The organism is Bradyrhizobium sp. 142, assembly GCF_023074015.1.
Classification (GTDB): domain Bacteria; phylum Pseudomonadota; class Alphaproteobacteria; order Rhizobiales; family Xanthobacteraceae; genus Bradyrhizobium.
In genome coordinates, this window is the sequence record NZ_JADPKQ010000509.1 from 1 (window position 1) to 18,618 (window position 18,618).

Annotated in this window: 16 protein-coding genes; 10 read left to right on the plus strand and 6 right to left on the minus strand. The window is 65.7% G+C overall.

Annotation, left to right across the window (positions count from 1 at the left end):
- Positions 1-482: 482 nt before the first annotated feature.
- The 10 genes from sppA to IVA82_RS45490 all read left to right on the plus strand — a co-directional run bounded on the left by sppA (position 483) and on the right by IVA82_RS45490 (position 8,958).
- Positions 483-1,463, plus strand: coding sequence for a signal peptide peptidase SppA (gene sppA, locus IVA82_RS45445; RefSeq protein WP_247384083.1), 981 nt, complete (start codon positions 483-485; stop codon positions 1,461-1,463).
- 172 nt (positions 1,464-1,635) lie between these two features.
- Positions 1,636-1,941, plus strand: coding sequence for an integration host factor subunit beta (locus tag IVA82_RS45450; protein WP_007598410.1), 306 nt, complete (start codon positions 1,636-1,638; stop codon positions 1,939-1,941).
- 71 nt (positions 1,942-2,012) lie between these two features.
- Positions 2,013-2,405 carry a lipopolysaccharide assembly protein LapA domain-containing protein gene (locus tag IVA82_RS45455; RefSeq protein ID WP_247384084.1) on the plus strand — a complete coding sequence of 131 codons (393 nt, stop codon included), beginning with the start codon at positions 2,013-2,015 and terminating at the stop codon, positions 2,403-2,405.
- A 66-nt stretch (positions 2,406-2,471) separates the two neighbouring features.
- Positions 2,472-3,131 (plus strand): phosphoribosylanthranilate isomerase, encoded by a 660-nt coding sequence (locus tag IVA82_RS45460; protein WP_247384085.1) that lies wholly within the window; start codon positions 2,472-2,474, stop codon positions 3,129-3,131.
- Complete coding sequence (gene trpB, locus IVA82_RS45465; protein ID WP_247384086.1) at positions 3,128-4,345, plus strand: tryptophan synthase subunit beta; 1,218 nt, start codon at positions 3,128-3,130, stop codon at positions 4,343-4,345. The genes IVA82_RS45460 and trpB overlap by 4 nt, the downstream gene beginning before the upstream one ends.
- A complete protein-coding gene (gene trpA / locus IVA82_RS45470) occupies positions 4,342-5,178 on the plus strand; it encodes a tryptophan synthase subunit alpha (RefSeq protein ID WP_247384087.1) in 837 nt (278 codons plus the stop codon). Before trpB ends, trpA begins: the two co-directional genes overlap by 4 nt.
- A gap of 107 nt (positions 5,179-5,285) precedes the next feature.
- The gene (gene accD / locus IVA82_RS45475; protein WP_247384088.1) at positions 5,286-6,227 is read left to right on the plus strand and encodes an acetyl-CoA carboxylase, carboxyltransferase subunit beta; all 942 of its coding nucleotides are present in this window, start codon (positions 5,286-5,288) and stop codon (positions 6,225-6,227) included.
- Positions 6,224-7,567, plus strand: coding sequence for a folylpolyglutamate synthase/dihydrofolate synthase family protein (locus IVA82_RS45480; RefSeq protein WP_247384089.1), 1,344 nt, complete (start codon positions 6,224-6,226; stop codon positions 7,565-7,567). The genes accD and IVA82_RS45480 overlap by 4 nt, the downstream gene beginning before the upstream one ends.
- Before the next feature lie 125 nt (positions 7,568-7,692).
- Positions 7,693-8,433, plus strand: a complete 741-nt coding sequence (locus tag IVA82_RS45485; RefSeq protein ID WP_247384166.1) for a metallophosphoesterase family protein — start codon at positions 7,693-7,695, stop codon at positions 8,431-8,433.
- Positions 8,434-8,529: 96 nt separating this feature from the next.
- Positions 8,530-8,958, plus strand: a complete 429-nt coding sequence (locus tag IVA82_RS45490; RefSeq protein WP_247384090.1) for an SRPBCC family protein — start codon at positions 8,530-8,532, stop codon at positions 8,956-8,958.
- A gap of 43 nt (positions 8,959-9,001) precedes the next feature.
- On the opposite strand, the gene IVA82_RS45495 is transcribed toward IVA82_RS45490, so the two are convergent.
- The 6 genes from IVA82_RS45495 to IVA82_RS45520 form a co-directional block, all read right to left on the minus strand.
- Entirely contained in the window at positions 9,002-10,015 is a 1,014-nt protein-coding gene (locus tag IVA82_RS45495; protein ID WP_247384168.1) for an ATP-dependent DNA ligase, read from the minus strand.
- A 160-nt stretch (positions 10,016-10,175) separates the two neighbouring features.
- Entirely contained in the window at positions 10,176-10,496 is a 321-nt protein-coding gene (gene trxA / locus IVA82_RS45500; protein ID WP_092289405.1) for a thioredoxin, read from the minus strand.
- 63 nt (positions 10,497-10,559) lie between these two features.
- Positions 10,560-14,069: a double-strand break repair helicase AddA gene (addA, locus tag IVA82_RS45505; RefSeq protein ID WP_247384092.1), complete on the minus strand. Its 3,510-nt coding sequence runs from the start codon at positions 14,067-14,069 to the stop codon at positions 10,560-10,562.
- Complete coding sequence (gene addB, locus IVA82_RS45510; protein WP_247384094.1) at positions 14,063-17,209, minus strand: double-strand break repair protein AddB; 3,147 nt, start codon at positions 17,207-17,209, stop codon at positions 14,063-14,065. Before addB ends, addA begins: the two co-directional genes overlap by 7 nt.
- A 222-nt stretch (positions 17,210-17,431) precedes the next feature.
- The gene (locus tag IVA82_RS45515; RefSeq protein WP_247384095.1) at positions 17,432-18,154 is read right to left on the minus strand and encodes a nucleotidyltransferase family protein; all 723 of its coding nucleotides are present in this window, start codon (positions 18,152-18,154) and stop codon (positions 17,432-17,434) included.
- A 120-nt stretch (positions 18,155-18,274) separates the two neighbouring features.
- Complete coding sequence (locus tag IVA82_RS45520) at positions 18,275-18,592, minus strand: PilZ domain-containing protein (protein ID WP_148741006.1); 318 nt, start codon at positions 18,590-18,592, stop codon at positions 18,275-18,277.
- Between the last annotated feature and the right edge of the window lie 26 nt (positions 18,593-18,618).

Consider the following 18,618-nt stretch of genomic DNA (forward strand, 5'->3'; position numbering starts at 1 on the left):
CGAAGCCGACGTGACGGAGTCCACCATCTGAACCTCTGGCGCGGACGCAAAACAAGCCGTTCGCGCTCAATCCGGTGAACCGCCGTATACGGACCCGTATGTACGGTGGTGTGGGAGGGGAGAGTCGCGAGACTCCCCCTATCCCGATTTTTGTTTGCGGCCTTCGCGAACTCCGCTGTCGTCCCGGACAAGCGCGCCCTAAGCGCGCGTAGATCCGGGATCCATAACCACAGGGAGTGGTTTGGCGCGGGTTGGCAACTCCGAGTCTTCGCCAAACTCAATCCTGTGGGTATGGATCCCGGATCGGCGCTCCGCTTCGCTGCGCTTGTCCGGGACGACGAGGGAGCGTGTGGCAAGATCTCGGCCCCGTCAGGACTAGTCTTGTTTTCTTCAAATTGCGCCGCAATTGATGTATCCAGATAAGCCAATGGTCACGCTGTGACGGCACAACGCGCCTGGCCTTTCATTTGGAGATTATTCCGATGTCGCTCGATTCGGACATCATCGTTGATCGTCGCAGGATCCGCCGCAAGCTGACCTTCTGGCGAGTCTTCGCCGCGCTGATCGTGATCGCGGCGATTGCAGGCTTTGCGCTGATCGCGACGCCTGGTGCGCGCGGCACCTTCGCGTCCGCAGGCTCGATCGCGCGTGTACAGATCGATGGCCTGATCCGCAGCGATTCCGACCGCACCCAGGCGCTGGAGCGGCTCGAAAACTCGCAGGCCGCGGCCGTCATCATCCACATCAACTCGCCCGGCGGTACCACCGCCGGCTCCGAGCAACTCTACGACTCGCTGGTACGGCTCAAGGCGAAGAAGCCGCTGGTCGTCGTGGTCGAAGGTCTCGCCGCCTCCGGCGGCTACATTACCGCGATTGCCAGCGATCACATCGTCGCCCAGCAGAGCTCGCTGGTCGGCTCGATTGGCGTGCTGTTCCAGTATCCGAACGTCAGCGAGCTGCTGAAGACCATCGGCGTCAAGGTCGAGGAGGTGAAGTCGTCGCCGCTGAAGGCCGCGCCCAACGGTTTTGAGCCGACCAGCCCCGAGGCGCGCGCCGCGCTCGACGCGCTGGTCAAGGATTCCTTCGCCTGGTTCAAAGGATTGGTGAAGGAGCGGCGTGGCATGGATGACACGCAGCTCGAAAAAGTTGCCGATGGCCGCGTCTTCACCGGGCGCCAGGCGCTCGATCTCAAGCTTATCGACCAGATCGGCGACGAGAAGACGGCGGTGACCTGGCTGGTCGAGCAGAAGGGCGTCAAGAAGGGGCTTAACGTGCGCGACTACAAGCTTCAGCCGCGCTTCAGCGATCTGACGTTCCTCAAGGCGGCCGCTGCCGTTACGCTGGAAGCGCTGGGTTTAGGCTCGATTGCGCACCAGATCGGGCAAACCGGCGTCGTGCAGGCGGTTGATCGCTTCGGAATGGATGGAATGCTGGCCTTGTGGCAGCCCGCGGCGTCGAATTGACCGGAACCGCGCGAGCGACCGAGCCCTTTCCCGCACTGCGGGTGTCGGGGCAGCCCGCTTTTTCGGCATTTGTCACGCATTTTCACGACGCTCAACCTTGATTTAGCGTCTTGACAGATCAAGGCATTTTCACGGAAATGGTCATCCGCACGCTCCCGGGTCCTATCTCTCGATGATCAAATCCGAACTTGTTCAGCGTATCGCCGAGCACAACCCGCATCTGTACCAGCGGGATGTCGAGAACATTGTGAATGCGATTCTCGAAGAGATCGTAGCGGCCCTCGCACGCGGTGACCGCGTCGAGCTGCGCGGCTTCGGTGCCTTTTCGGTCAAGCATCGCCCCGCGCGCGCCGGGCGCAATCCGCGCACCGGCGCCCATGTCCCCGTCGACCAGAAGAGCGTTCCGTTCTTCAAGACCGGCAAGGAAATGCGCGAGCGGCTGAATCGCGACCATCCGGATCCGGGCGCGCCCGACTGAGGCCGGCGTCAGGATTTCCCAGGGCCGCTGCAATGCGGCCGGACGCTTGATTCAAGGCGAGCGAAGCCAGAATGCGAAAGTTCCTGACCGCGGTGATCGTGATTCCGCTGGGCCTGCTCCTGGTGGTTTTCGCCGTCGCCAACCGGCATTTCGTCACCGTCTCGTTCGATCCTTTCATTTCGAACGATCCGTCGTTGTCGATCACGCTGCCGCTGTTCCTGCTCCTGATCCTGGTGGCCGCGCTGGGTGTCCTGGCCGGCGGCTCTGCCGTCTGGTTCGGCCAGCGGCACTGGCGGCGGGCGGCACGACGGCATGAGGCAGATGTGCGCACCGCCAGGGCCGAGCTCACCGATTTGCGGGCCTCGACGGCCCCGGCGCGGCCGGATTCGCAGCGCCTTCCAGCCCCCTCCGGGCTGGGCCTTTACGGGCCCATCGGGCGAGACAAGCAGCGCGCGACGTTGTAGAAGCGGCCGCAATCGAAAACCCGGTTCTCCAGCCGCGGGCCCGCGGCCGCCATTTGCTTTGAGACCATGTCCCTGCTCGTCAAAATCTGCGGCCTGTCCACGCGCGAGACGCTTGAAGCGGCGCTCGACGCGGGCGCCGACATGGTGGGGTTCGTGTTCTTTCCGCCGTCGCCACGGCATCTGTCGCTGGAGCTGGGGCGCGAGCTCGGTCACCAGGTCAAGGGGCGCGCGCTCAAGGTGGCGCTCACCGTCGACGCCGACGATGCGACGCTGGGCAACGTCATGGACGCGCTGTCGCCCGATATCCTCCAGCTTCACGGCAAGGAAAGCGTGGCGCGGCTGCGCGACATCAAGCAGAGGTTCGGCCGCCCGGTGATGAAGGTCGTGCCGGTCGCAACATCAGCCGATCTCGCCGTGCTGCCTGGCTATGCCGCAATTGCCGACCGCATCCTGTTCGATGCGCGCGCGCCGAAAGACGCGACCCGGCCCGGCGGCCTCGGTACGCCCTTCGACTGGCACCTGCTCGAAAACCTTCAGCTGAGCCTGCCCTACATGGTCTCCGGCGGCCTGCATGCGCAGAACCTCGCCGAAGCACTTCGCGTCACCCGCGCCGGCGGCGTCGACGTGTCCTCCGGTGTCGAGAGCGCCCCGGGCGTGAAAGATCCGGATCTGATCAAAACCTTCATTCGCGCCGCGCGCGCCACGCAAGAGTTGAGCGTCCGATGAATATCGCCAAACCAAACTCCTATCGCAGCGGCCCCGACGAACGCGGCCATTTCGGTATCTTCGGTGGCCGCTTCGTCGCCGAAACCCTGATGCCGCTGATCCTCGATCTGGAAAAGGCCTACACCGACGCCAAGGCCGACCCGGCCTTCCAAACCGAGATGAACGGCTATCTGAAGCACTATGTCGGCCGGCCCTCGCCGCTGTATTTCGCCGAACGCCTGACCGAGCATCTCGGCGGCGCAAAGATCTATCTGAAGCGCGAGGAGCTCAACCACACCGGCTCGCACAAGGTGAACAACGTGCTCGGCCAGATCATGCTGGCGCGGCGCATGGGCAAGAAGCGCATCATCGCCGAGACCGGCGCCGGCCAGCACGGCGTCGCCACCGCGACGCTGTGCGCGCGCTTCGGTCTCGAATGCGTGGTCTATATGGGCGCCGTCGACGTCGAGCGGCAGCAGCCCAACGTCATCCGTATGGAGATGCTGGGCGCCAAGGTGGTCCCGGTGCAGTCCGGCACACGCACGCTCAAGGACGCCATGAACGAGGCGCTGCGCGACTGGGTCACCAACGTGCACAACACCTTCTACTGCATCGGCACGGTGGCGGGTCCGCATCCCTATCCGACGCTGGTGCGCGACTTCCAGTCGATCATCGGCAACGAAACCAAGGTGCAGATGCAGGAGGTCGAAGGCCGCCTGCCGGATTCGCTGGTCGCCTGCATCGGCGGCGGCTCCAACGCGATGGGCCTGTTCCACCCGTTCCTCGACGATCCCTCGGTCGAAATCTTCGGTGTCGAGGCCGCGGGCCACGGGCTCACGCAATTGCATGCGGCGTCGATTGCGGGCGGCCGCCCTGGCGTGCTGCACGGCAATCGCACCTATCTCTTGATGGACGCGGACGGCCAGATCCAGGACGCGCATTCGATCTCGGCCGGTCTCGACTATCCCGGCATCGGCCCGGAGCATTCCTGGCTGCACGAGACCGGGCGCGTGACATATCTCTCGGCGACCGATGATGAGGCGCTGGCCGCATTCCAGCTGCTGTCGCGGCTCGAAGGCATCATCCCCGCGCTCGAGCCGGCGCATGCCATCGCCAAGGTGATGGAGCTCGCGCCGAAGCGGCCCAAGGATCATCTGATGGTCGTCAATCTCTCCGGCCGCGGCGACAAGGACGTGCCGCAGGTCGGCGACATTCTAAGGGGCAAAGCCAAGTGACCACGCGTATCGACACCCGTTTTGCCGAGCTGAAGAAGCAGGGCCGCTCGGCCTTTGTCGCTTTCCTGATGGCCGGCGATCCCGATCCGGCGACGTCGCTGGAGATCATCAAGGCGCTACCGAAGGCGGGCTCCGATGTGATCGAGATCGGCATGCCCTTCACCGATCCGATGGCCGACGGTCCGTCGATCCAGGCTGCGGGCCTGCGCGCGCTCAAGGCGGGCATGACGCTGAAGAAGACGCTGGAGCTCGTGCACGGCTTCCGCAAGGACGACAACGCTACGCCGATCGTGCTGATGGGCTACTACAATCCGATCTACATCTACGGCGTCGACAAGTTTCTCGCCGACGCAAAGACCGCCGGCGTCGACGGCCTCATCATCGTCGACCTGCCGCCCGAAGAAGATGACGAGCTCTGCCTGCCCGCGATGAAGGCCGGCCTCAACTTCATTCGCCTGGCGACGCCGACGACCGACGACAAGCGCCTGCCCGCGGTGCTCGCGAACACCTCGGGCTTCGTCTACTACGTCTCGATCACCGGCATCACCGGCGCGGCGGCTGCAAACTCCACCGCCGTCAGTGAGGCGGTTGCCCGGATCAAGCGGCACACCAAACTGCCGGTCTGCGTCGGCTTCGGCATCCGCACGCCGGAGACCGCCCGCTCCATCGCCTCGCATGCCAACGGCGCCGTGGTCGGCACTGCGCTGGTCGATGCGCTCAGGAGCAGCCTCGATGCGGAAGGGCGGGCGACCGGCAAAACCGTTAACGCCGTCGCTGAACTGACGGCGTCCCTGGCGGAGGGCGTCAGGGGCGCGCGAGCGGCGGCTGAATAGGCCATAATTCCGCTCTCAGGGCGACACGGCGGCTTGCCGGGGCAAGGTCCGGCGGCCATATATCCCTTCAGGCGATCCCGAAGCGGCATCGCACATCGGAGCAAACCATGAACTGGCTCACCAATGTGGTTCGGCCGAAAATCCGCAACATCCTCCGGCGGGAGACGCCGGAGAATTTGTGGATCAAGTGCCCGGATTCCGGACAGCTCGTGTTCTACAAGGACGTCGAGGCCAACCAGTTCGTCATTCCCGGCTCGAACTACCACATGCGCATGGGCGCAGTGGCGCGGCTGAAGTCGATCTTCGACAACGAGACGTGGTTCGACGTCGCATTGCCCGACGTCACCCCCGATCCGCTCAAGTTCCGTGACGAGAAGAAATATGCCGACCGCATCAAGGATGCGCGCGCCCGGACCAATTTGAACGATGCGATCAAGGTCGGCTATGGCAGGCTCGAGGGCGCCGCCGTCGTCGTCGCGGTGCAGGATTTCGATTTCATGGGCGGCTCACTCGGCATGGCCGCGGGCGAGGCCATCGTGCGCGGGCTCGAGCTCGCGGTCGAGAAGAAGTCGCCGTTCATCGTGTTCGCGGCGTCGGGGGGCGCGCGCATGCAGGAAGGCATCTTGTCGCTGATGCAGATGCCGCGCACCACTGTTGCGATCCAGATGCTGCGTGAGGCGAAGCTGCCCTACATCGTCGTGCTGACCAATCCGACCACCGGCGGTGTCACCGCGTCCTATGCGATGCTCGGCGACGTGCAGATCGCCGAGCCGGGTGCGCTGATCGGCTTTGCCGGGGCGCGCGTGATCGAGCAGACCATTCGGGAAAAGCTCCCCGAGGGCTTCCAGCGCGCCGAATACCTGAAAGAGCACGGCATGGTCGACATGGTCGTGCACCGCCATGATTTGCGTCCGACGCTGGCGCGGCTCTGCCGTCTCCTGACCAGATCGCCGGCGCTCGAGACCGTTTCGAAATCGGCGCAGCCGGTCGCCAGCCCGACCCAGATCGTGTCGGCCGCCGACGTGGCGCCGGCCGCGCCGCACGCGTGAACGGCTCCGCGGACAGCGCAAAACCGTCGCTCGGTGACTTGATCGGGCGGTTGTCGGCCCTGCACCAAAAGCGCATCGATCTCGGGCTGGAGCGGATGCACCGCCTGCTCGAGCGGCTTGGCCATCCCGAGCGCAAGCTGCCGCCGGTGGTTCATATCGCCGGCACCAACGGCAAGGGTTCGACGCTCGCCTATTTGCGCGCAATGCTGGAAGCCGCGGGCCTGCGCGTCCACGCCTATACCTCGCCCTATCTGGTGCGGATCAACGAATGCTTCCGGCTCGGCCGTGCCGGAGGCGGCGTGCTGGTCGGCGACGATGAATTGCGTGCGGCCCTGCTAGAAGTCGAGCGCGTTAACGCCGGCGAGGCGGCCACCGTGTTCGAGCTCAAGACCGCGGCCGCCTTCCTTCTGTTCGCGCAGAACTCTGCCGATGCGGTGCTGCTCGAGGTCGGTCTCGGCGGGCGGCTCGACTCGACCAACGTGATCGAGACGCCGGCCGCCTGCGTGATCACGCCGGTCAGCATGGATCACATGGATTTTCTCGGCGATACCCTCGCCTCGATTGCCGGCGAGAAGGCCGCGATCATCAAGCGCGGTGTGCCGGTGATTACCGCCGAGCAGGCGGGCGAAGCGATGACCGTGATCGAGGCGCAGGCCAGGCGCATGCGCGCGCCGCTGTTCGCCGCAGGCGAAGCCTGGCATGTCAATGTCGAGCACGGACGGCTGGTCTATTCCGACGATCGCGGCCTGCTGGATCTTGCCGCGCCGCGGCTGTTCGGCCGCCACCAGTTCGACAATGCCGGGCTTGCGATCGCGACGTTGCGCGCCACCAACGTTTTCAAGGTCAATCAAGCGGCGTTCGAGGCCGGCATCGTCGGTGCCGAATGGCCGGCGCGGATGCAGCGCATCACGTCGGGCGAGCTACTCGCTTGGGGCCCGCAGGGATCGGAGATCTGGCTCGACGGCGGGCACAATGCCGAGGGTGGACGCGTCGCAGCGGCAGCGCTCGGCGACCTCGAGGAGCGGGTGTCGCGGCCGCTGGTCGTGATATCAGGCATGATGGCCAACAAGGACGCGAAAGCGTTTCTCGCCAATTTCGCCGGCCTTACCCGCCACATCATCGCGGTGCCGATTCCGGGCACCGAGAACGCGATGCCGGTGGATCGCGTCACGGATGCCGCGCGCAGCCTCGGCATGCGCGTCGAGATCGCCCCCGGCATCGAGGCCGCGCTACGTACATTGGCGAAACTCGCCTATGAGGTGCCGCCGCGGATCCTGATCACCGGCTCGCTCTATCTCGCCGGCCACGTGCTCGCCATCAACGGCACGCCTCCTGCATAGGGATTGCGTAGCCCGGATGGAGCGAAGCGAAATCCGTGGTTGTGCCGGAAGCAATGGAGGCCCCGGATTATGCTTCGCTCCATCCGGGCTACGATATCGTCTCCGGGGCACGAGTGAGAATGCCAATGCGCTTTGCCGCGATTGCCGACATCCATGGAAACTACCTCGCGCTGGAAGCCGTGCTTGCCGACATCCGGGCACAGGGCATTGCCGACATCGTCAATCTCGGCGACATGCTGAGCGGGCCGCTCGATGCGCGGCGGACCATCGACGTCCTGATGACACTCGACGCCGTGCACGTGCTCGGCAATCACGATCGCTATCTGCTCGACCGCCCCCCGGAGAAGATGGGTTCGTGGGACCGCCCTGCGCATGCGCAGCTCGATGCTGCGCATCTCGATTGGCTGCGCGCCCAGCCCATGACACGCGTATTTCGCGACCGGGTCTTCCTTTGCCACGCGACGCCGGACAATGACGAGATCTATTGGCTCGACACCGTGCATCCTGACGGCACGGTCGCGATGTCGCCCCTGGATCGCATCGAACAATTCGCGCAAGGCGTCACGCAGTCCCTGATCCTCTGCGCCCACACCCATCTCGCCCGTAGCGTGCGGCTGCGTGACGGTCGGCTGATCGTCAATCCCGGCAGCGTGGGCAGCCCCGGCTATCGCGACGTGCATCCGTTTCCCCATGTCGTCGAAGCCGGCACGCCGCACGCGCGCTATGCGATCCTGGAGCTTGTCCACGAAGGCTGGTGCGTGATGTTCCGCCAGGTACCCTACGATCACGATTTGATGGTGGAGCTGGCGCGCAAAAACGGCCAGCCTACGCTCGCGTCCGCCTTGGCAACGGGCTGGATCGGATAAGCCGGCTGCCTTTGCGACAAGGCGTCCGCACTCTACCGATTGACACATGTGACAAGCGCGCATGTAGAATGCGCGTTAGTCATGGGAGACTTCGCAATGAACCACGAAGAGACCTGGCGCGCAGAATACGGGATCGAAACTTCGGCGACCCCGAACGTCGTCTGGAGCATCTTCCACGATGTGCCTGGATGGAAGACCTGGAACGCAGGCATCGAACACATCGGGATCGATGGGCCGTTCGCGACCGGAACGTGGTTCACAATGAAGCCTCCCGGGCAGGATGCGCTTCGATCAAGGCTGATCGAAGTTCGCGAGAACGAATGCTTTGTGGATGAGACCCGCGTCGGACCACTTACGATTACGGTCGAGCATCGCATCGAATCCCTTGGCGCGGGGCGCACCCGCATCGTTTATGCGGCCCAAGCGAACGGGCCCGGCGCTGCCGAGGTCGGTCCCGCGGTCGCGTCCGATTTTCCGGAGGTTCTTGCAGCCCTCGCCAAGATTGCTGAAACGAGGTCGGCATGACAGCATGGCTCGTCCCAAGCACGGTTCGGCGGGTCGATTCGACCTACGGCTGCGGCAGCAGCTTCATCGGATCCACCGCCTTCTGCTTCAACTGCTCGAAGGTGCATTGCCGCGGCGCCTTGTCAGGGCGCCAGCGCAGGATCGAGGTGCCGTGGCGAAATCGCTCGCCGCTGAAATGGTCGTAGCAGACTTCGATGACGAGCTTCGGTTTGAGCGGACACCATTTCGCCGACCGCTCGGTCGACCACCGGCTCGGACCGCCGGGCGCGTTGCCGGTGAAGCCGGGTTCGCCGATCAGGGCTTCCAGCCGGTCGGTCAGCGCCGGCTTCTCGTCCGCCTTGATCGCCGAGGTAAAGCCGACATGGTGCAGCAAGCCCTTGTCGTCGTAGAGGCCGAGCAGCAGCGAGCCGACGACGTTGCGGCCGGCGATTTTGTTGGTCGCATAGCGAAAGCCGCCAACCACGCAATCGGCGCTGCGGAATTTCTTGATCTTCTGCATGCCGTCGCGCGTTCCGGACTGATAGGGCAGGTCGACGCGCTTGGCGATCACGCCGTCCGAACCGCCGCCGGATTGCGCCAGCCATTTTTTCGCCGTGGCGTAGCTCGCCGTGGCCGGGGAGACACGGAAGATGCCGCCCTTCAGATTGGCTTTCGCAAAGGCCTCCAGCGCCGGCCTTCGCTCGTCGAGTGGCTTCTCGGCGAGCTGTTTCTCCGTGGCGGTTGCGAGCAGATCGAAGACGAGATAAAGCGCCGGCGTTTCCTGCGAGAGCTTCTTCACGCGGCTTGCGGCCGGATGGATCCGCTGCAACAGCGCGTCGAACGAAAAGCCTTTGCCCTGCGGCACGACGATCTCGCCGTCGAGCGTGAAGCGATTTTCTTTCAGCTTCAGGGCGGCGGCAACGACTTCAGGAAAATAGCGCGCCAGATCCTCGTCGGACTTCGAGCGCAGATCGACGTGGTCGCCATCGCGCGATAGCAGGCAGCGAAAGCCATCCCATTTCAGTTCGTACTGCCATTCCTTGCCGCGCGGGATCGCGTCGACCGACCGCGCTTCCATCGCAACGAGGGAGGTCGATTTGCGCGTGCGCTTTCGGGGAGGAGCGGGCAAGGGCAAGACTCGTCAAAAGCGGCTCATGATACGCAGGACATGCCCCCTCAACGCAAACGGCCGGCATTCCGCCGGCCGTTGTCGAAAAATAACCGTTGTCGCGGGTGCATCAGACCGCGGAGGTAATCCACTGCTGGAGCTTCGCCTTCGGCGCTGCGCCGACCTGGCGGGAAGCCATCTCGCCGCCCTTGAAGATCATCAGGGTCGGAATCGACATCACGCCATATTTCGACGCGGTCTTCGGGCTCTCGTCGACGTTGAGCTTGACGATCTTGACCTTGTCGCCCATCGCGCCGGCGATCTCGTCGAGCGCGGGTGCGATCATGCGGCAGGGGCCGCACCATTCGGCCCAGAAATCCACGACCACCGGGCCGTTCGCCTTGAGCACCTCGGCTTCGAAATCGGAATCGGAAACCTTACCAACGGCCATGGACATACCTCGTACCTGAGAGAAGGGCGCGACGGGAATCGCGCCAGAGATCATGGCGTCAACCTATGAATGGCTCCTTGCCGGGTCAAGGACGCTCACACTGAGATGAAGGGATGCCAGTGCCGCGTCCAGCGCGGGCGCGGAAATCTCCATATATTCAAGGGCCTCGGTCCAGAGCAGCACGGCGCGGATCGGCTTTTGGGGATAAAGCCGGGCTAGCACCGCCCGGTACAGCGCAAGCTGCCGCACATAGGCCGCCGGCGCCTCGGCGGCGCTCCTGGGCGGGCTCTGGTTGGTCTTGAAATCGACGATCAGGACCTCGTCCGACGTGACCACCAGCCGGTCGATCTGCCCCGACACCAGCGCCGGTGGCCGGCCCGGCCGCTCCAGCCGGCCGACGATGGCGACCTCTGCCCGGCTGCCGGTGGCAAACACGGGCGCGAATCGCGGCTCGGCGATGAGCGCGAGCACCTTGTCCGCGAGCGCGGCGCGGTCAGCCTCCGTCCAGTCGGAGGCGTTGCGCGCCATGAAGCCGAGCGCTGCGTCGCGCCGGCGCTCGGCGGCGACATCGGGCAGTGACTGCAGCAGCCGGTGCACCAGCGTGCCGCGCTGCAGCGCAAGCGCGCGGGTCTGGACCGATTCGTCGGTCCTGACTGCGCGGCCGTCCTCAGCGGCCTGACCGGAGGGACGCACCGAATCGTCATCGATGGTCTCGCGCGGCGCCGCCGTCCGCAGCCAGGCCGGCAATGCGATCGTCTGGTCCACCGCGGTCGCGGGGGTGCCGCTCGCCGCGACGTCCTCCGGCCGGGCAAAGCGGGTCACCTTGCCGAGCGGCATCTCGACCACCTGCTTTTCCAGGCCCGATCCGGCGAGGCCCTTGTCGATCAGGTCGTACCAGCTGAGCTTGCGGACCGTCTTCATGTTGCCGGGCATGCAGCCGCCGACGACCAGGCGATCGGCCGCGCGCGTCATCGCGACGTAGAGCAGGCGGCGGTATTCGTCCTCGGTCTCTTCGAGCATCGCCTTGCGCGCCTCGACGACGGGCATTGGATCGTCCGCCTTCCGGCCGGCCCAGACCACGATCTCGCCGCCATTGCCGCGCGGCACATGGATCAGCCGCAAGCGTTGCGTGTCCGCGGGCGAGGACGTGGTGTCGACCATGAACACGACGGAGGCCTCCAGGCCCTTGGCGCCGTGCACGGTCATCACCCGCACCTCGTCGCGCGAGATCTCCATGTCGCGCTTCACCTCGGTGTCGGCCGAGCGCAGCCACGCCATGAAACCCTGCAGCGAGGCCGGTGCCTTGCGCTCGTAGTTCAGCGCCAGCTCCAGAAATTCGTCGAGCGCGTCGTTGGCCTCAAAGCCGAGCCGGCGCAGGATGCGCGCGCGTCCGCCGTCGCCGCCGAGCAGCCAGGCGTAGAAGGCGAACGGCGTCTCCTCGGGTGCGCGGAGCTCGCAGGCTTCCAGCCGCCGCAGCGCCGCGGCGAATTTCTCGCTTTCGGACGCGTGCTCGCCGAGCGCGCGGCGCAGCGATCCCTTGCGGTTCCAGGCAAGCCTGAACAGATCGTCATCATCGAGCCCGAACAACGGGCTTTTCAGTGCGACCGCGAGCGCGAGATCGTCCTGCGGCAGCAGCAGCGCGTCGGCGAGGTTCATCAGATCGATGATCGCGATGTGCTCGGTCAGCTTCAGCCGGTCGGCGCCCGCGACCGGGATGCCAGCGTGCTTCAGCGCCTGGATCACGGCGTCGAACGCGTTGCCGCGACGGCGCACCAGGATCAGCATGTCGCCGTAGCGCAGCGGTCGCCGCTCGCCCTCGTGTCCCGTCAGCGTGCCACTCTCTACCAGCCGCTTGATCTCAGTCTGGATGCGGCGGGCGAGCTTCACCTCGGGACTGGTGACGGCAACGCCGTCGAACGGCGCGCGCCAGCCCTCGATGTCCTGCCGGTCGTCGGCTTCGGCGAGATCCCACAGCTCGATCGCGCTTGGACCGGCATCGCCTAGCGCATTGTGCAGGGGATGGCCGATCGCCGCCGAATGGATGCTCTTGTAGATCTCGGGCTCGCGGAACACGTGGTCGACCGAGTGCAGGATCGTCGCGCCCGAGCGGAACGAGTAGGTGAAGGCGACCGGGTCGAATTTTAGCCCGGCGGCGGTGAACTTGCGGTCCAGCTCGCGCCGGCGTGCGTCGAATTCGTGCGGTGCTGCCCCCTGGAACGAGAAGATCGACTGCTTCTCGTCGCCGACCGCGAAGACCGTGCGATTCAGCCCCTCGCGCGCGCCTTCGCCGGCGGTGAATTCCGAGATGATGTGCGCGACGATGTCCCATTGCCGCGGGCTCGTGTCCTGGGCTTCGTCGATCAGGACATGGTCGACGCCGCGGTCGAGCTTGTAATGCACCCAGCCCGAAGAGACGCGGTTGAGCATCGCCAGGGTCTTGTCGATCAGGTCGTCATAGTCGAGCAGGCCGCGCTCCTGCTTCTCACGCCGGTAATTTGCAGCAGCAGTCGTCGCGATATGCAGCAGGGCTGCGGTGCGGTCGCGCACGGTTATCGCGCGCCGCTTTTCGATCAGGGCGTCGAGCCGCTGCGCCTCGGCTTCGAACAGGCGGGCGACGGACGGATTTTGATCGCAGAACTTCTTGGTCAGCACCGCCTTGCGCGGCAGCTTTTCGTCGGTGAGGAAAACGCCGAGATAAGCATCGACCTGCGCACTTCCTGAAAAGACTTTAGCCTCGCGCAGACGGCCCGCCTGGTCGTTGTCGGATTTGCTGCCATCCTCCAGCGCAAAGGCGATCTCGTCCCAGCGCGATCGGGGCAGGAACGGGCCATCGAGGATGTCGCTCTCGATATCCTCCATGCGCTCGCTCGCATCGACGCCCAGCACCGCCGCCATCTCCGCGGCAGCCGCTTCGGCGCTGCCGGCTTCATCGGTCCAGGCCATGAAGTGGTCGCGGCTCAGGCAAGCCTCGCGCACGACCTCCTTGAAGGTGACGTCGGCGGCATTCGCCATCGCCGTCAGGAGCGCGCGGCCGGTGACACTCTCGGGATCGCGCGCAGCCTCCAGCAGCACCTTCAGGTTGGCGCGCTCCATCATGTCGGTCTGGTCGCGCTCGTCGATCACGGCGAAGCGCGCCGGCACGTTGGCCTCGAACGGAAACTGCTGCAGCAGGCGCGTGCACAGCGCGTGAATGGTTTGCACCTTCAGCCCGCCCGGCGTCTCCAGCGCGCAGGCAAAAAGCTTTCGCGCCTCGCGCCGCAGCTTCGCGTTGGGGTGGGGGATGCCGACGGCGCGGATCGCCGCATCGAGCGCAGTATCGTCCAGCGTCACCCAGTGACCCAGCGTGGTGAACACCCGCTCGGCCATGTTGGCGGCCGCGGCCTTGGTGAAGGTGATGCAGAGGATTTTTTCCGGCGGCACGCCCGCCAGCAGCAGGCGGATCACGCGCTGCACCAGCACATGGGTCTTGCCCGAGCCAGCATTGGCCGACACGAAGGCGGATGCGGTCGGATCGGAGGCGCGTGCCTGCCGCGCGCGCACCTCATCCGGGATGGGGCGTGGTGCTTTCACCATTCTTCGATCCCCAGTCCGCCGGCTGCCGACCATTCCTTGATGCGGGCGAGGTCGTCATAGGCGCCGTAGCGGTTGGTCCACATCGGCAGGTTCAGCGAGATGTAGGCCTGTTGCTCGTCGTCGAAGGCACGGATCAGCGCCTCCAGCTTGGCCCTGGCTTCTGCAGCCGCGGCGTCCGGCGGCTGCGGCGCGTCGCCTGGTTTGATCTTGAGTTCGAGAACGCGTTCCTCGCCCGGCGGATTGTTGCCGCTCAGGCGCACATAGACGAGCTGGCTCACGGAGGAGCCGGCGTCGATCTCGGGAAAGCCGCCCTCGCGCAGGATTGCAGCTTCGAGGGTGAGCTGCGGCGACAGGCCCATGCGGACCTGCTTGCCGGTTGGCGGCTGGCCGGTCTTGTAGTCGAGGATGGCATAGCCGCCACCGCGGCGCCGCTCGATGCGGTCGGCACGCGCGGAGAGGCGGAAGCTGCGCTCATGGTCGAGCGGGATCGAGATCTCGCCGCGGGTCTCCGCGACGATTGTCTCGATCGCGTCGCGGCGGGCCGTCTCCCATTCGCCGAACCAGCGCGCGATGCGCTGGAACCGCGGCCACCACAGCGCCCGCGCCTCGGGACGTTCCATCAGCGGCGCAAAATACTTTTCGCCGATCGCACGCAGCACGCGGGCGGGATCGTCAGGCAGCTGGGTTGCATAGGTTTCGGTGAATTCGCCCAGCGCATCGTGGATCGCCGAGCCGCGGTCGGCGGCCGAGAGCGGCATGTCGACCGGATCGAGCGCGTCGAGCCGCAGGATGTGTTTTGCATAGATCGTGTAGGGATCGCGCAGCCAGTCCTCGATCGCGGTGACCGAAAGTCTGAGCGGCCGCGTCGCGCGCGGCGGCCGCGGCTCCGGTTGCTTGATCGGCGTGACTTCGGCGGGCTGGTCCAGCGCGCCGGCGAACTGCATATATTTCTCGCCGGCCTGTTTCGCGGCCTTCCAGTGCGCATCGCCCGCGACCGCTTCAAGCCGGTGCAGGAAGCGCGAAGCCACCGCCGGTGCGCCGCCGGCCTTGGCGGAATGGGTGAGGATCACCTCGTCGGCGCCGAGCAGCTGGGCAAAATCGTGGGCGGAGAGGCCGATGCGCCGCTCTGGCAGATCGAGAGCGAGTTGGTGCCGCATCGGCCGACTCAACCACGGATCGATGCGCGGCGCCGGCGGCCAGACGCCTTCGATCAGGCCGCCGACGATGACGCGGTCGGCCTGCATCAAGCGCGATTCGAGCGGACCGTAGATGTGAAGCCGTGCGCCCGGTCTGTCCGGTCGCCGGACCGCGCGATCGCCGAACGCGGTCTGGAAGACGTCCGCGTGATCCGGCAGCGGAACCATCAATCCGCTGCTCGTGCCGCTGCGCAAGAGATCGTCGAAAGCGGCGGCGAGCGCGAGGCCCTCGCGCTGCTCGAAGGCCAGCGGGATGCCGTGCTCGTCGCGCGACAGCTCGATCAGGATCTCGCGATGCCGGTGCGCGAGCTCAGCGAAGTCATACGGTTTCGATAAGGCCATGCTCTCGATCGGCGCCAGAGCCTTTTGCAGGATATCGATCAGCGCCTGGATGCGATCGAGATCCTCCGCCTTGAGACGCGCGCGCGGCTCTGCGCGATGGAGCGAAGAAACTTCACTGCGCCACAGCTTTGCGAGCTCCTCGCGAAAACGGTTGAATTCGCGGAGCAGGCCTGCGGTCCCCGCGGGCGGTCGCGTGCCGCGCAAGACCGCAAGCTCCAGGCCTTCGACCGCCGCCTTCCACGCGCCAGGTGGCCGGCCGAGCCGGCACAGCGGATGTTTCAGCATCGCCAGCAGCGTCGGCGGCTCCAGCCCCTTGGTCGCGGCCTCCGCCGCGAGGCGCGCGAAAGTGCCGGCAGAGGTCTCCATCAGCACGTCGCCGCCGGAATCATCGAAAGCGAGATTCCATCGCGTGAGCGCAGCCATCACCCGCCGCGCCAATGCGCGGTCCGGCGTTACCAGCGCCGCCGACTTGTCGAGATGTCGCGCCTCGCGCATCGCGATCGCGATCGCAAGCGCCTCCATCTCGGGATTGGGGGCTTCAACGACTGCGAGATTTGCCATGCCGCCGGTGATCTTTGCGGCCACATCCGGCTGCTTCAGGCGGTCGTGCCAGATCTCCGTCTTGGCGGATGGCCGCATCGATTCGGAGGCCAGCAGATCGCGGCCGCCTTCCGCCGGCGGTTCGAGGATATCGACATCGCTGCGCTTGATGCCAACGCGCTCTAGCAGCGCGTGCATGGCGTATTGCGGATGGTTCGACGCCGGATGCTCCACGAATTTGCCCAGCGCATCGCGCACGCCGCCGATGCTCCGCCAGGCGTCCTCGTCGAGATCGGTGTCGAGCCCCGGCAGTACCACTGCGCCACGCGGCAGCGATGCAACCGCCTGGAGGAATCTCGCGGTGGCCGGCATCGAGCCGGTCGAACCGGCCGCGATCACGGGACCGCCGGGATGCGCGATCAACCGCTTCGCTTCGGCGGCGATGAGCTGATCGCGCCGCGCCGCAGGCTCGATCCGGTTGACCTCGGCGAGGTGACTAGGCCAGGCGATGCGGGCGATACGCAGGAATTCGAGCGAGTGCTGCCAGTATTGATCGAGCTGGTCGGGCACGAGGCCATCAAGCGCGCTCCAATCGACGCCGCGCGTGACCATGTCGTCGATCAGGCGTGCGAGGTCGGAGGCCAAGGCAAGCGTCGAGGCAGGGCCGCCGACCACCAGCGGCGCCAGCACCGGGCCCTTGGCCCAGACCGCGACCAGCCGCGCCAGCGTCAGCCGCCGTTCCAGCTCGCCCAGCCGCGGCGGAATATCGATCTGCGTCGCACCGGAAAGCTGTTCGACCTCGCCCGCGAAGGCGAGCTCGTCCTCGTCGATGTCGCCGAGCGCGACGATGCGCGGCAGCATCACCGCGTCCGCCTTCAGCTCGTCGAGGAAGATCTCGCGCACGACGCGCATGGCGCGCCGCGTCGGCAAATAGAGCGTGGCATCCGCAAGCCGCGCCGGCTCGCTACGCGCCTCGAAACCATCGACCAGCCGGCCGTCGAGCAAGCTTGATACGACCGTGCGCAGGAACGGAACTGAGACTGGAACGCTGAAGACGCGCATGGGCTGCCTGATTCGGAATCAGGCGCCAATATAGGGGGGCGGATTCAAATGGTCATGCGCGCAGGCGGAGTCTTCCCCGCTGTTTGCTACACTTAGCGAGCATCGTAGGGCGGGCAAAGGCGCACTGGCGCCGTGCCCACCATCTCCGAGTTTCAGCTTGGGCGGTGGGCACGCTTCGCTTTGCCCACCCTACAGCACCGAGGCCGGGACACGAGAGCAGCCCTAAGCCACACTCTCCAGAAACGCCTCTTCGGCCGCGTGCACGGCATCAGGCGTGCCGACGTGCATCCAGACACCGTCGAGCCGCAAGCCGAACAGCCGCTCCTGCTCATTGGCGCGGTCGAACATTTTCGTCAACGAGAACTCGCCCTTTGGCGCACCGGCGAAGATCGACGGCGACATGATCGCGGCGCCCGCATAGACGAACGGCACCACCTGGTTTTCCCGACGCTTACGCAGGGCGCCGTCGGCCATCATGCCGTAATCGCCACGGCCGCCATAGCCGATGCTGGTCGCGGTCGGCGCCATCAAGAGCAGGATGTCCATCCGGGCGGGATCGAAGTTTTCCGCGAGCCGGGCCAGGTTGGAGCGGACGCCGTCGATCCATAGCGTGTCGGAATTGACATGGAAGAACGGCGCATCGCCGAGCAGCGGGAGCGCCTTCACCACGCCGCCGCCAGTGCCGAGCACCTCGTCGCGCTCGTCCGAGATGATCACGCGCGGATGCTGGCGGGGCGCGACGTGGTTGATGATCTGGTCCGGCAAATAGTGCACGTTGACGACCGCCTCGCTCACGCCGGCCTGGTCGAGCTTGTCGAGCACATGGTCGAGCAGCGGCTGGCCGGCCACCGGCACCAGCGGCTTCGGCATCTTCTCCGTCAACGGACGCATACGCAGGCCAAACCCTGCGGCGAGCACCATGGCTTTGGTCGGTTTGACGGACATCCTTCGCTTTCTCGGTCCTTGTGAGCGTTCGCAGCAATCCTAGCACGGGCCCCGGTCAGCCGCACCGCGTCTCAATCGCCTTAGTCACCCGCCGTGACAGTTGTACGACGGGTGTTGCACTTACGCTCCGATGGCTGTGGAACGCGCCTTTTTCTTCTTGTCGCCCAGCTTAAGGAAATTGACGCCGATCTGGTCGCCATTGACCCAGGCAAGCTCGCAGCGGCGGTAAGCTAGTCCGGTGGACGACAACAGCAGGAAGAATTCCTTCAGATGCAAGCCTTCGACCGAGCCGTCGATGGTCAGCTTGGCGCCGCTCTCGGAGACGTCCTCCATGGTGCAGTCGCGCCGCCAGGTGCCGTCGATCCCCATCATCTGGGCTGCAATCCCGCGCTCGAAAACAACCCGGCTGTTGCCGCGCTGGTCCGTCTTCACCGCCATCTGCTCTGCTCCAGCCCCGTAACGAT